We start from the raw sequence: 13697 nt of genomic DNA on the forward strand, positions 1-13697 counted from the left end.
AAAGCATCCTTGTAAATTTGTGGAAATGCTTGTACAATAAATACCAGCATTTGCTTTTTTTGCAGGTAACTTTGGGCAGGTATTATGGAAGTAAAGAAAGAGCGGTTCGGGATGCTGTCATCGGGAGATGCGGTATCGATTTTTACGGTTTCTAATGGCACAATGTCGTTTTCGGCAATCGATTACGGCTGCTGTATTACCGCGATTTTATTACCCGCAGCAAAGGGCGGATATGACGATATCGTGCTCGGCTATTCAACGCTCGAAGGATATATCCGCAACAAACCTCATTTCGGTTCCATTGTCGGACGATGTGCAGGCAGGATTTCAAATGCTCGCTTTTCTATAGAAGAAAAATGCTATACACTGACCCGCAATAACGGCGGAAAACACTGTCTGCATGGTGGCTATCCTGCGTATGACAAGCAGTTGTGGCAAGCCGACATTATTTCCGGCAACGATGAGGCGGGGGTGAGTTTTTCCAGAATAAGCCCCGACGGTGAGCAAGGTTTTCCCGGAGAAGTCCGGCTTACTGTTTCGTATACCCTCAATAAAAACAATACCATTACACTTCGGTACGAAGCTCATACAACAAAGACAACACCAATCAATCTGACAAACCATACCTATTTTAATCTCAATCCTGCCGGAATGGAGGCGGACAGCGGCTATATTTCGGCTCTTAATCATCAAGTTCAGCTTTTGGCAAGCCGCTATGCAGAAGTTGACGCTTCGCTTATACCGACAGGCAAGCTGCTACCGGTAGAAGGAACACCGTTCGATTTCCGTACGCCGAAGTTGTTATCACAGGATTTTGCTCAATTGAAAAACGGCTATGATGACACATGGCTGCTTGATGCGGACAGCACGGACAACATTCCGCTTGCTGCGGTTGTAACTGAGCCGGCGACAGGCAGGACGCTGCGTATTTATTCAACACAGCCGGCAATTACGATGTATACCGGAAACTTTTTAAGCGGAGAGCAGGGCAAAAACGGCGATGTGTACAACAAGCATTCCGGCGTGTGCTTTGAAACTCAGCATATACCGGATTCGCCTCATCACCCTGAGTTTCCTTCCGTGTGGGTGCATCCCGGCGAAGTGTATCAGCACGAAACACAGTGGCGCTTTACGGTTTAGTAGAGGGCTGATAGAATAGAAATTGATCGAATCGATATATACGATATAATATAAGAGAGGTGAGTTGATTATGGAAGTTCAGTTACAGGATCTTGTTGAAAAGATCAAGCAGGACGGTATTGCTTCTGCTGAACAGCAAGCTGCGGGTATCATTGCCGAAGCGGAGAAAAAGGCAAAGGCTATCGTTGCGGATGCGGAAAAAGAGGCTGAAACCTTGTTGAAGAAGACTGAAGTCGAATCCCAACGGTTTACAAACGCTTCGGAGGCTGCCGTTAAACAGGCTTGCCGCAATGCGCTCATCGCCTTTAGAGAAGGAGTTACCGCTTCTCTCGATGCCCTCATCAAAGCGGAAACCGCAGCGGCATATAACAGCGATGTACTCAAAACGCTGATCCCCGAAGCGGTAAAAGGCTGGATTAAAACAAACGAAGCTGATATTTCCGTTGTTCTTTCTCCCGAAGATGCGCAAAAGCTGGAAAGCGCTTTGCTTGCTGCGTTTAAGAAAGAGGTTGAAAAAGGCATCGAGGTTAAATCCGATGCACAGCTTGCAGGCGGCTTTAGAATCGGGGTAAAGGACGGTTCGGCATATTACGACTTTTCTGCAGAAGCGGTCGCCGATTTGTTCTCCGCCTATATCAGCTCACGTGCTGCACGCCTGTTGAAGGATGCGGTAAAGGAGTTATAAGGAGTGGCTTCATACTATTATTTGATGGCTCAGCTGCCGTCAATTATGCCGCACACCGACCCGCCGCTTTCTTACGCGCAATTTAAAGAGCTTGCCCTGCGGTTTCTAAATGAAAAAGATGCCGCAGTGCTGGAGTCTTTAACGCTTGTTCCGCCCCGCGAGGCTGTCCATACGGCTTCTGCTGTGGTGAACGAATGGTATGCGTTTGAACAGGAACTGCGGTTTGCGCTTGAACAAATGCGCGCTGCAAAGCTGAAACGGGATGAGCGGATTGCTCCGGCAGAAACACCTGCTTCCGCCTTTGATATCGGCGCTATTGTGCGCGGGGTTTCCAACATCGATGACCCCTTAGCGGCGGAACGGTATTTGCTGAATGCGCGGCTTGCGGCAGCGGATCAGCTGCGGAAACTGCATTTTTACGACAGCGAAGCGGTTTTCGGCTATGGAATTGTATTACTGTTGAGCGAACGGGCTTCAAAATTTAAGATGGAAACCGGCCGCACAGAATATCACTCAATTTATACACAAATTCTCGGAGAAAAGATATGAGAGGAACGAAAGGAAAGGTAGTCGGTATTAACGGGAATATGGTCAGCGTTGAGTTTGACGGTCTGGTTACGTTAAACGAAGTTGGCTACGTCCATATCGGCGACACCAAATTGAAGAGCGAGATCATCCGTATACGCGGCTCCGTTGCTCAGATGCAGGTATTCGAAATTACCAAGGGTATCCGCGTCGGTGATGAAGTTGAGTTTACCGGAGATCTCTTGTCGGTTGAACTTGGGCCGGGACTGCTCGGCAGAGTGTATGACGGTTTGCAGAACCCGCTCCCCGACCTTGCAGAAAAGGCGGGCTACTTTTTGGAGCGCGGTATCTATCTCAATGCGCTTCCTACCGAAGCACAGTGGGATTTTACGCCGGTTGCACAGGTAGGGGACACACTCGTGCGCGGCGATGTGCTGGGAACCGTGCCGGAGGGGAACTTTACCCACCGGATTATGCTTCCCTTCGGTATGTACGGCACATACACGCTTTCTTCCATTAAACCGGCAGGACAGTACACCGTACACGAAACTATTGCGGAAGTAACCGACGAGCGCGGAAAAAAGTATCCGCTTACGATGAGCTTCCGCTGGCCGGTAAAGCGTGCAATCGACTGCTATGCCGAACGGCTCAAGCCCTCTGAAACGCTTGTTACCAAAATCCGCACCGTAGATACCTTCTTCCCGGTAGCAAAAGGCGGAACCTATTGTATTCCGGGGCCGTTCGGCGCCGGTAAAACCGTTTTACAGCACGCAACCAGCCGTAACGCAGAGGTTGATATCGTAATCATCGCCGCCTGCGGTGAGCGCGCCGGTGAAGTTGTAGAAACCTTAAAAGAATTCCCTGAATTGATCGACCCCCGCACGGGACGAACCCTGATGGAGCGGACGGTTATCATTTGTAATACATCGTCGATGCCGGTTGCGGCGCGCGAGGCTTCGGTTTATACCGGCGTAACCCTTGCCGAATACTACCGCCAGATGGGGCTTGACGTTCTGCTCCTTGCAGACTCCACCAGCCGTTGGGCACAGGCTTTGCGCGAAATGTCCGGACGCTTGGAGGAAATCCCCGGTGAAGAAGCTTTCCCCGCCTACTTGGAATCCTACATTGCAGCATTCTATGAGCGCGCCGGTATTGTCCGCTTAAAGGACGGCAGCAAAGGCTCCGTAACGATCGGCGGTACGGTTTCCCCCGCAGGCGGTAACTTTGAAGAGCCGGTTACGCAGGCAACGCTCAAAGTTGTCGGCGCATTCCACGGACTTTCCCGCGAACGCTCCGATGCCCGTAAATATCCCGCCATCCACCCGCTCGATTCATGGTCAAAATACCCGAGCGTACTCGGAACGGCGCAGGTGGAATACGGCAGAGGAATGCTCCGCCGCGGTACCGAAGTTGAGCAGATGATGAAGGTTGTCGGTGAAGAAGGTACCAGTATGGAAGACTTTATCGTCTACTTGAAGGGAGACTTCCTTGACGCGGTTTATTTACAGCAAAACTCCTTCGATAAGGTTGACGATGCCGTTTCCGTAGAGCGCCAGCGCTATATTTACAAACTGATCCTGCGCATATTGGGCTCTCAGTTCTCCTTTAATACCAAGGATGAAGCCCGCGCATACTTTAACAAGCTGCGCCAGTCCTTTATCGACTATAACTATTCGCCGTGGGAATCGCCGGAATTTAAGAAGCACGAAGCAGCTATTACCGGAGCGCTTTCCGATAAGGCAACAGGGCTTGATGAAAAAGCGGCAAAACTCATAAAAGAAGCGGAGGCACATCATGAAGAAAGTGTACAGTAAGATTGAATCCATTAACGGTTCGGTTATAACCGTCAAGGCTGAAGATGTGTCCTACGGTGAGCTTGCGCAGGTTCAGACAAGCTTTGGCACCTCGCTCGCACAGGTCAATAAGCTGGATAGAGGGCTTGTTTCGCTACAGGTATTTGCAGGCGGACGCGGTGTTTCCACCGGTGATGAAGTACGCTTCCTCGGTCGGGAAATGCAGGTAAGCTTTTCCGATGATTTACTCGGACGTATCTTTAACGGTTCGGGAGAGCCGCGCGACCAAGGCCCGATGCTCAAGGATAATATGGTAGAAATCGGCGGTCCGTCTGTAAACCCATCCAAGCGTATTATGGCAAAGCGGATGATCAGAACCGGTATTCCGATGATCGACGTATTCAACACCCTCGTGGTTTCCCAGAAGCTACCGATTTTCTCAAGCTCTGGTGAACCCTACAACGAACTGCTCGCACGTATCGCAATGCAGGCTGAGGTTGACGTCATCGTACTCGGCGGTATGGGGCTTAAATACGACGACTACCTCTATTTTAAGGATACGCTGGAAGAAGCGGGCGCGCTGAGCCGTACGGTGATGTTCGTACACACTGCCGCCGACCCAACGGTAGAATGTTTGATGATCCCCGATATGTGTCTTGCAGTCGGTGAACAATTTGCACTCAAAGGCAAAGATGTCCTCGTCCTTTTAACCGATATGACCAACTTCGCCGATGCGATGAAGGAAATTGCCATTATACAGGAACAGGTTCCGTCAAACCGCGGTTATCCCGGCGACCTTTACAGCCAGCTTGCCGCCCGCTACGAAAAGGCGGTTGACTTTGACGATGCAGGTTCGGTTACCGTTCTTGCCGTTACCACCATGCCCGGCGACGACGTAACGCACCCCGTTCCCGATAACACCGGATATATCACCGAAGGTCAGTTCTATCTTAAACACGGACGCATCGAACCGTTCGGAAGTCTTTCCCGTCTCAAGCAGAACGTCAACGGCAAGACCCGCGAAGATCACCGTGCGCTCATGGATAATATGATCAAGCTCTATGCTTCCTACAAGGACACGCTTGAGAAAAAGTCGATGGGCTTTATGATGAGCGAATGGGACGGCAAGCTGCTGAAATACGGTGAGCTTTTTGAATCCCGCATGATGGATTTGTCGGTAAACATTCCGCTTGAGGAAGCGCTCGATAACGGATGGAAGATTCTTTCGTCCTGCTTTACTCCTGAGGAAACCGGTATTAAGTCCGATTTGATCAAAACCTTCTGGCCCAAGGATGCGCAGAACAATCCCTCCGCGGATTAATGCGTTTCCTTATATAGTAGAGGAATAGCGATGGCTATTAAACTGACGAAAAACGAGCTGAAAAATCAAAAAGAATCGCTCAAGATGTTCCAGCGGTACTTGCCGACGCTTCAGCTTAAAAAACAGCAGCTGCAAACCGAAATCCGCACGATTGAGATGCATGCAAAAGAGGTTCGGCTGAACCGAGACGCACTGCACAAGGAGTTTGAGCAGTGGATTGCCGTCTTCGGCGAAGCGGGAATCTTTACGCCTGAAATTCTCAAGGTGAAAGAAGTGCGTACTTCGACGGGAAATATTGCCGGTGTTTCGATACCGGTGTTTTCCGGGGCGGACTTTGAACGCAGTAGCTACGATCTTTTTACAACGCCGCTGTGGCTCGACATTGCCTGCGACCGGATGGAGCGGGTTTTATCGCTCGATCTTGAAGCCCAAATCCTCGATGAACAGGTTGCACGGCTCAACAACGAACTGCGTACCACAACGCAGCGTGTCAACTTGTTTGAAAAGGTAAAGATACCGGAAACAAAGCGGAACATCAAAAAAATTTCCGTGTATCTGGGAGATCAGCAGGTAGCGGCGGTTGTGCGCGGGAAGATTTCCAAGAAAAACTTGGAAAAGAACGCTCCTTCTGAGGAGGTAACGGCATGATTTTACCGATGAAAAAACTGACGCTCCTTGTGCTGGATTCTCAGAAAAAGGCGGCTTTAAAAACGCTGCGGAACTTCGGTGCGGTGCATATCGAAAAGGAAAACGCTTCAAGCGATACCTTGACGGAATTGCAAAACACATACACGAGAGTACAGCAAGCGGAAGCATTGATTACCGAATCGCAGCCGAAAAAAGCTGAAAAAGCACAGACTGAAACGCTCACATTGAGCCGGAATGACTTATTGCAGGCAGTTGACGAGATTCTTGACCTCAAAGACCAAGAATCAAATACACGGGCTGCAATCAATAAGCTGACCGGCGACATCGAAGCATACAATGGTTGGGGCGATTTTGAGCCCAAAGATATACACAGCTTTGAAGAAAATGGCATCTATTTGACGATGGGTGAGCTTCCGGAAAAGTCATATACAGCATTGCCTGAAACGATTAAAACGGTACGGCTTGCAGGCGGCAAAAAAACAGTCCGCTTTGCGATAGTGTCCGAAACCGCAGATGTTCCTGCCGATTTGCCGTCCGATTTTAGTCCGCTTATTTTACCGGATATGCGGCTTTCGGCAATGCATACCGAAAGGGAACGGCTGCAAAAACAGCTGCCCTCATTCAAAGCAAAGATTGGGGCACGGACTGAACTGCTTGCACCGTTAAAGGCAGAGGCAAAAAAGCTTGCAAAAGAGATTGAGTTTGAAAGCGTCCGTGCCGGTATGGAAGTCATTCCGCTTGAAGAAGATACGGCAGCTGCCGGTTCTTCCGTAACGGTTAATGCGTCTGATGTGGGTAATACCGCTGCTGCCGTTTCCGGCAACGCAGCTACTGCGGCGGTCGGTGCCGGTAATGCTGCAAACGGTACTGCCGGGAATGCCGAAAAAGAGCCGATACGGCTTGCACGGCTTTCCGGTTATATCCTTGCTGAAAAACAAGCTGATTTTGCAGGGCTTGCAAAGGCAAACGGCTGGGCGTTTATTTCAGATGATCCTGCTGAAGAAGATGCCGTTCCGACTGCAATGCGGCATAACCGGTTTGTGCAGCTGCTTACCCCGTTGACGGACTTCCTCGGTACCGTGCCGGGCTACCGCGAACCCGATATTTCGCTCTGGTTCCTGCTCTTTTTCGGTATCTTCTTTGCGATGATTTTTGGGGACGCAGGCTACGGCGGTATCCTCGTGATCTTGTCGCTTATCGGAATCGTCAAAGCAAAAGCGAAGGAGCAGCCCGTTCCGCTCGCTATGCAGATGTTCCTCTACCTCGGTGTTCTAACTGTTATCTGGGGAACTGCAACCTGCAACTGGTTCGGCATCTCGGTGGAGTACATCCCCGCATGGATGAAAAATCTCTCCATACCGGCTATCTCGAATGTGACCGAGGAGAGTATCAGGAATGCTAACTTGATGCAGTTCTGCTTTACGCTCGGGCTTATTCAGCTGACAATCGGGCATATCATCTCGATTGTGCGGAATATCCGTTCTCCACAGATACTGGGACACATTGGCTCCATTGCGATGCTCTGCGGAATGTATGTTGTAGTGTTAAGCCTTGTCGTCAGCGCCGAGCGGTACCAGATTAACCAACCGGTACTGATTGCGGTAGGCGGCGGCTTTGCGCTTAACTTTATTTTTTCAAATTATCAAACCGGTATCGGGCAGAGTATTGTTGACAGCCTTAAAAATATCATCACGATGTTCTTAGGGGTGGTAAACGTCTTTGCCGATATTATGAGCTATATCCGCCTTTGGGCAGTCGGGCTTGCAGGTTCTGCAATCAGTGCGACAGTCAACCAGATGGCGGGGCCGGCGCTCGGCAGCTTCCTCATCTTTTTGGGTGTGCTGCTGTTATTCTTCGGACACGGTTTAAACTATATTATGAACGTACTCTCGGTCATCGTACACGGAGTGCGGCTTAATACCTTAGAGTTTTCAAACCATGTCGGGTTAACGTGGGCAGGGTTCAAATACGAACCTTTTGCGGAATAATTAAATAAGAAGAACAACTTCTTATCGTATAGATTAAACCTGTTTGGAAACTTCCGTTTCAGAACAGGTTACCTTGAAATGTGATGTTCAAAATCGTGCTATCTGTGCGATTTTGAACTCGTCGACCAGTTCGACAACGAAGTTATCGAACTGGTCTAGTATAAACTTGGAGGACTTCAATGAGTTTTGGTATGTTTGGTGCAGCAGCTGCACTCGGTATTTCGGCATTCGGATCGGCATTAGGGCTTGCTATCGCAGGACAGGGCACAATCGGAGCATGGAAGCGGTGTTATTTGAATAATAAACCGGCTCCCTTCATCCTCCTCGCATTTGCAGGCGCCCCGCTCACGCAGACTATTTACGGCTTCTTGCTGATGAACAAAATGCTTACTTCAAAAGCGGATCCGTGGTTCCTGTTAGGTGTCGGTGTTGCGTGCGGTCTTGGTATTGCAGCTTCCGCTATTGCACAGGGCAAGGCTTCCGCAGCAGGTTCTGATGCGCTTGCAGAAACCGGTAAAGGCTTCGGTCAGTACATCACTGTCGTCGGTCTTTGCGAAACCGTCGCGTTGTTCGTTATGGTTTTCGGACTGATTAACTGCTAACAGTGCTGCTTAAACGGATTTCGGCTTCTGCCGGAATCCGTTTTTTTTATTTTATGACTCGTGAGCCATAATCAGATTTCTTTTTAACAGCTCCGCATAATAAAATAGGCTATTCAACCATTCAAAGAAACATATCCGGTGTAAGTACCTTTTAGGGCTTTACACTTTAAACTTGCTTACTTCTGCAGCAAGTCCGGCGATACTCTCTTTATTACGCTGGGTGATTTGATTGACTTCCTGTACAGATGTATTGATATATGATGCACCAGAGGTCATTTCGTCCATACTGCCGGTGATAACACGGGTAAGGTCGTCAAGTATCGCCATTTCCTTTGCAGCTTTTTCACCGCCTTTCAGCATTTCCGAAGAACCGCTGTTAACTTCAACTGTAACCGTATTGATATTCTTAATTGCAGTAAGAACTTCTCTACTGGCATTTTCCTGTTCGCGCATTGCCTCGGTCAGTTGATTACTCATCATCTTAACCTGTTCCGACAGATTAAAAATAACATTGAATTTTTCTTCAACGGTATGAGCCGAAGCAGAAAGACTTTCGATTTCCGTACCGAACTGTTTAAGCGTCGTTGTAATAGTTTTTCCCTGCGTTGCCGAATCTTCGGCCAGCTTGCGGATCTCATCGGCGACGACCGCGAAACCTTTTCCCGCCTCACCGGCATGGGCAGCTTCGATTGCCGCATTCATTGCAAGCAGGTTTGTCTGACTAGCAATGTGTTGAATAACACCACTCGCCTCTATTAAGCTACCCGACTCTTCTGCAATTTTTTGCGTAATGGCATTGGAGCTGTGCAGCGTTTCTTTTCCGTCGGAAGTAGCAGAGGCGAGTGACTTTATCGATTCATCGGTTCGCTCCAAAGTCTTGGTAATCGAGGCGATATTGGCAACCATTTCTTCAATCGCCGAAGAAGATTCCGCAACGCTTGCAGCCTGAGTTGCAATACTGCCGTTTAGCTGTTTAATCGTTTGGATAATTTCTTCGATGGTCGCGGAAGTTTCGGTAACACTTGAAGCTTGCGTAAAAATCTTTCGTTTTACATCCTCAATATGAGTACTAATCTCATTCGCCGCTCCGGCAGTTTCGGACATATTTTGTGCAAGCTCGTCGCCTATCTTTGTCATTGCGCCGGCGTTTTTATCAACCGATTGAATTGCCGTTCTAATCTTCCCGATTGTTTCATTAAAATACTCGGAAAGATTGCGAATTTCATCCAGACCGGTTACCGGTAAGCTGACGGTTAGATCGCCTTCTCCCTGTGCAATATCTTTTAATGCAGTGGCTACACGTACAATCGGCCCGATAATCCGGTGCGACAACCAATACACTACGACAGCAGCAATAATTAGCATTGCTATCCCGATCAAATACATCCAACGGTTTAATGTACGAACATCGCTTAAAAACTCTTTTGCAGGAGCACGCAGCATCACTACCCAACCGGTCTCCATCTTCTTTCCTACGACAAATTGAGTTTCGCCGTTATACGAACCTGAACCGCTTACAACATCGTTTGAGTTAAAAACCGATTCGACAAGAGCAGATAACGAAGCCATATCTTTATCGTCAGTCGCAGCCTCAGTGATAGACGTTTTTGCAGTAACACGGCTAAAATCGGTATCACCGATAATGTTCCTACTAATTCCAACTATAAAGACGGAACCGCTCGTACCGACAGTAACTGTTTTACAAATATCGGAAAGATATTGACCGTCGATATCGATTGAAAAGAAACCGGTAATCCGCTTATCCTTGTCATACATGGGAATTGCATACGAGATGAGAAAAAGATCCTTGCCTGCTTGAAAAGGCTCGGACAAAAACGGTGTCCCGCTCATAACCGTACTGTACCACGATTGATTTCCGCAAAAGAAACTGCTACCATCAGCACGAATAAGGTTCCCGTCCATCCCTGCCATACCATAGTTCTTTACAGACGACTGCCGTTTAATCAGGAAGTCAATCTCCCGCAACCGGTCTTGAATACTTAAACTTTCATCAAACAGAACGGGGCTATCGGCAACACCCTCTAACCAGAAAGAAAGATTATCAATTTCATGATCGATTTTTTCAGCAGTTGTAACTGCTTTGCTTTGCAATAGCTCCATTACTTTTGCGGTAATTGACCGTCTGACAATACTGCCAGCTAAAACAGTCTGCAAAATTGATACCGTAACAATAAATATTGCAAAAATAATAATCAATCTTTTTTGCAAACCGAGTTGTTTCTTCATAGCTTCTCCTCACACTAAAACGAATATGGCCGTAAGGCAGTAGAACGATTATTAATTGCGTAACGTTTATTATCATTATCTACATATATTATGTCAATTATCCAAAAACTCCCAGCATCCGCATATTTTTTAACTTTTTTTCAAAAAGCATAAAAATTATTAGCCGAAACGCCGTTGATGTCACATAAAAAGGGTATGAACCTTACAAGATTTTATTACGGCATCAAGCGTATGCCGACCCTATTGTGTATGTTTGTTACCCTCTTCGGATGCGTTTCTATGCAAGTCCACGGACAGCAATCGCTTTTTGACCGTCTAACCAATGACCGTTTTATATTCGGTCTACAAAACGGCGAGGAATACGATACCGATGAAGATTCCGACACCGAGACGGAGGATGAATACGACTTCGATAAAGCTTCTGAAACCGGATCGGAAACAGGCGGCGGACAACAGACGGGCGAATCAACTGAGCAGCAAACGGATAAAGCGCTTACCCAACAGACGGACAAAGCTACCGAACGTCAGACAGGCAAAGAGACATCCGAATCGGACATTCGGCAAAACAATACGGCTGATACCAATTCGAAAGAGACAGCCTCGAAACACGACTATTTTTTCCGATATGTACACAGCGTTCACAAAGGCGCCCGAATTTCTGCCGGAATAAGCGGACACGGCTACATCGGCTATTTGCAGCTTGAATCACCAATGTCCGTACCCTACTTTGAACTTTCGGTGAGGAATTTCGGTGTCGGACTATATCCGCTTGCGGCCTTGCAATCCTCTTTTCCTGAAAAAAATATACCGACACTATTTCTCGGTGCAGGAAACCTAACCTTTGACAGTTTCTTAAAAGCGGCACATTTTACCGGCTTTTCAAAAACAAAAGCAAGCTACGGCGGAGTCAAATTTCCTCGAGAACAGTTTATCGGTATCGGGGGTGCGAAGAAGGCTGTTCAATATGGGATTGAAGTATACGGCAGCGGATGGAACGGAGTTTTTTTTGCAAGCCCCGAACCAAAGAAGCAGCGGATGCGCTACGGCATTATGGGCGGCTGGCGTATGAATCAGAAGAAAGCTGATATCAACTTTGCCGTTCAATACCTTACTACTTTTATGCCGGAATTGATTAGAGAGGTAAAAACATCTTCCGCACAGTCTGCAGGAGGAGGCGCTTCTGCGGGTCAACCGGCCGGTACTTCAAATACATCCTTAGATATAAACGGCGAATATACACGACAGCGCTATCACACGCTTTTCGGTCTTAATGCCGTTTTTACCCATCCGATTGTCTCGTTTTCAACGACCGGTTTTTGCAGCTATGCGGCAGACAAAACCGTTTCCGGTGCGGTACAAGCCGAAATCGATGCTTGGTACCGGTATGCGGGTATACGAACCGGCGGCAGCTATACCGGAGCGCGTGCCGTTAACTGGGATGGAAAACAGCAAAACGAACAAGTTACCGCTTTTATTCAGCCGCACTTTAAGATCGGTCTTTTCTCTCTGTTCGCGCTCTATGGGTTCAGTATGGAAGATAGAACAATGCTGCATAACGGCGGGCTTATTACACAGGTAAAACATAAAGTGATTCGTTGGAAGGCAAGCTGGGATTACCGCAATGAGCTGCATACAATTAAAACGGAAATAACGTGCATAAGCCAACCGAAATGGTTTAACGGCGTTCAATGGTTCCAAAAAGCAGCTGCCGGAGCTTCGGTCGAATTGCAGGATAACAACGTTAATCCGTTTATCTTAAAAAAGTATGCTGTCCATATAAATGGTCATTTCTGCATTACCAATGGCGTTTTTTGCGGTATCAACGGTTTATTTTCCCAAGCAATACTGAAAGAAGAAAGCGAAAATGAGCGCTTCATATACCTGCAAAGTCCTGTGTACGGCGGCGGCGTATATGTCAGTTTTAAACGGAACGGTATCGGAAAGATACACTCCGGCAAATTGGAAGTTTCGGTGAAAAATGAAAAACCGTATTTCGACATCAAACTGGGATATCAGATTCGAGCGGCAAACGTATCAGCTACTTTTTAGCCGCGTCCGCAGAATAATGAGGCTACAATCTTCTGAGCAACGGCAGCGCAATCCAAGTCGGTCGTATCGATGATGAGGTTGCAGCTTCTGCGGTACAGTTCGGTGCGGCGCACATACAATTCGGTAAACAGCTGTTGAGCTTCCGCTTTTTGAGCCACAGGCAGAAAGTGTAAAAATGCTGGATAATAGCCTGTTTGCAGCGCATCATGTGTCAAGCGTTCAAAAAGCACCGCTTCCGTTGCATAAAGGAACACCCGCAGCGGTATCGCTGCAACAATTGCAAATGCTTCGGCGTTATCGCAGATGCCGCCGCCCGCCGCAATGACAGCGCCGTTTTCGGCTGCTGTACCCTGCCCGTTCTCAGCAGCACCGTCGGTTCGCAGCGGCAGAGGCATTGGTTGCTGTAACGGTTCGGACGCGGATAGCTGCGGCTCGACTGTGGATAACTGCAACTCAGGTGTGGGCAACAGCCCCCCTACTGCAAAGTTAAGACCGCAGCATTCACGCAAAGCGGCAGCTTCCGCAGCGTGCAGAGCAGATAAACCCGTTTGACGGTAAAGCTCCCGCGGCGTTAAACCGGTACGGATACGAATAAGCTCATCGGTGTCGTAAAAGGAGCAGCCGAGCTGTTCGGCAAGGTTCTGCCCTACAGAGGTCTTTCCTGCACGGCTCAGTCCTAAAAGAATCATAGATTTACGA

Annotated in this window: 11 protein-coding genes; 9 read left to right on the forward strand and 2 right to left on the reverse strand. The window is 48.2% G+C overall.

The features are described from left to right. The first annotated feature begins 84 nt into the window (after positions 1 to 84). The 8 genes from DWB79_RS01100 to DWB79_RS01135 all read left to right on the forward strand — a co-directional run bounded on the left by DWB79_RS01100 (position 85) and on the right by DWB79_RS01135 (position 8702). On the forward strand, positions 85 to 1140 hold the full coding sequence (locus tag DWB79_RS01100) for an aldose epimerase family protein (RefSeq protein WP_016522219.1): 1056 nt from the start codon (positions 85 to 87) through the stop codon (positions 1138 to 1140). A 70-nt stretch (positions 1141 to 1210) separates the two neighbouring features. After that, entirely contained in the window at positions 1211 to 1825 is a 615-nt protein-coding gene (locus tag DWB79_RS01105; protein WP_016522220.1) for a V-type ATP synthase subunit E, read from the forward strand. Between the two features lie 3 nt (positions 1826 to 1828). Further along, positions 1829 to 2374, forward strand: a complete 546-nt coding sequence (locus DWB79_RS01110; RefSeq protein WP_016522221.1) for a hypothetical protein — start codon at positions 1829 to 1831, stop codon at positions 2372 to 2374. Then, positions 2371 to 4164: a V-type ATP synthase subunit A gene (locus tag DWB79_RS01115; protein WP_016522222.1), complete on the forward strand. Its 1794-nt coding sequence runs from the start codon at positions 2371 to 2373 to the stop codon at positions 4162 to 4164. Before DWB79_RS01110 ends, DWB79_RS01115 begins: the two co-directional genes overlap by 4 nt. Continuing rightward, a complete protein-coding gene (locus tag DWB79_RS01120) occupies positions 4145 to 5464 on the forward strand; it encodes a V-type ATP synthase subunit B (protein WP_016522223.1) in 1320 nt (439 codons plus the stop codon). Before DWB79_RS01115 ends, DWB79_RS01120 begins: the two co-directional genes overlap by 20 nt. Before the next feature lie 30 nt (positions 5465 to 5494). Continuing rightward, positions 5495 to 6112: a V-type ATP synthase subunit D gene (locus tag DWB79_RS01125; protein ID WP_016522224.1), complete on the forward strand. Its 618-nt coding sequence runs from the start codon at positions 5495 to 5497 to the stop codon at positions 6110 to 6112. After that, the gene (locus DWB79_RS01130) at positions 6109 to 8100 is read left to right on the forward strand and encodes a V-type ATP synthase subunit I (RefSeq protein ID WP_016522225.1); all 1992 of its coding nucleotides are present in this window, start codon (positions 6109 to 6111) and stop codon (positions 8098 to 8100) included. Before DWB79_RS01125 ends, DWB79_RS01130 begins: the two co-directional genes overlap by 4 nt. 179 nt (positions 8101 to 8279) lie before the next feature. Then, the gene (locus tag DWB79_RS01135) at positions 8280 to 8702 is read left to right on the forward strand and encodes an ATP synthase subunit K (RefSeq protein WP_006187911.1); all 423 of its coding nucleotides are present in this window, start codon (positions 8280 to 8282) and stop codon (positions 8700 to 8702) included. Between the two features lie 159 nt (positions 8703 to 8861). Here the strand turns inward: DWB79_RS01135 and DWB79_RS01140 are convergent, their stop codons facing one another. Beyond that, entirely contained in the window at positions 8862 to 10949 is a 2088-nt protein-coding gene (locus tag DWB79_RS01140; protein WP_016522226.1) for a methyl-accepting chemotaxis protein, read from the reverse strand. Positions 10950 to 11144: 195 nt separating this feature from the next. Here DWB79_RS01140 and DWB79_RS01145 point away from each other — a divergent pair, with 195 nt between their 5' ends. Continuing rightward, on the forward strand, positions 11145 to 12998 hold the full coding sequence (locus tag DWB79_RS01145; RefSeq protein WP_252722488.1) for a hypothetical protein: 1854 nt from the start codon (positions 11145 to 11147) through the stop codon (positions 12996 to 12998). Here DWB79_RS01145 and DWB79_RS01150 read toward each other — a convergent pair. Further along, on the reverse strand, positions 12995 to 13687 hold the full coding sequence (locus tag DWB79_RS01150; protein WP_016522228.1) for a shikimate kinase: 693 nt from the start codon (positions 13685 to 13687) through the stop codon (positions 12995 to 12997). The two genes, DWB79_RS01145 and DWB79_RS01150, sit on opposite strands and share 4 nt — an antisense overlap. Positions 13688 to 13697: the final 10 nt, after the last annotated feature.

It is taken from the genome of Treponema medium (assembly GCF_017161265.1).
In the GTDB taxonomy this organism is placed as follows: Bacteria; Spirochaetota; Spirochaetia; order Treponematales; family Treponemataceae; genus Treponema; species Treponema medium.

Coding starts and splice junctions, on each gene's coding strand:
- DWB79_RS01120 (WP_016522223.1), top strand. CDS start 4,145: ATGAAGAAAGTGTACAGTAAGATTGAATCCATTAACGGTTCGGTTATA.
- DWB79_RS01140 (WP_016522226.1), bottom strand. CDS start 10,949: ATGAAGAAACAACTCGGTTTGCAAAAAAGATTGATTATTATTTTTGCA.
- DWB79_RS01125 (WP_016522224.1), top strand. CDS start 5,495: ATGGCTATTAAACTGACGAAAAACGAGCTGAAAAATCAAAAAGAATCG.
- DWB79_RS01130 (WP_016522225.1), top strand. CDS start 6,109: ATGATTTTACCGATGAAAAAACTGACGCTCCTTGTGCTGGATTCTCAG.
- DWB79_RS01145 (WP_252722488.1), top strand. CDS start 11,145: ATGAACCTTACAAGATTTTATTACGGCATCAAGCGTATGCCGACCCTA.
- DWB79_RS01150 (WP_016522228.1), bottom strand. CDS start 13,687: ATGATTCTTTTAGGACTGAGCCGTGCAGGAAAGACCTCTGTAGGGCAG.
- DWB79_RS01135 (WP_006187911.1), top strand. CDS start 8,280: ATGAGTTTTGGTATGTTTGGTGCAGCAGCTGCACTCGGTATTTCGGCA.
- DWB79_RS01115 (WP_016522222.1), top strand. CDS start 2,371: ATGAGAGGAACGAAAGGAAAGGTAGTCGGTATTAACGGGAATATGGTC.
- DWB79_RS01105 (WP_016522220.1), top strand. CDS start 1,211: ATGGAAGTTCAGTTACAGGATCTTGTTGAAAAGATCAAGCAGGACGGT.
- DWB79_RS01100 (WP_016522219.1), top strand. CDS start 85: ATGGAAGTAAAGAAAGAGCGGTTCGGGATGCTGTCATCGGGAGATGCG.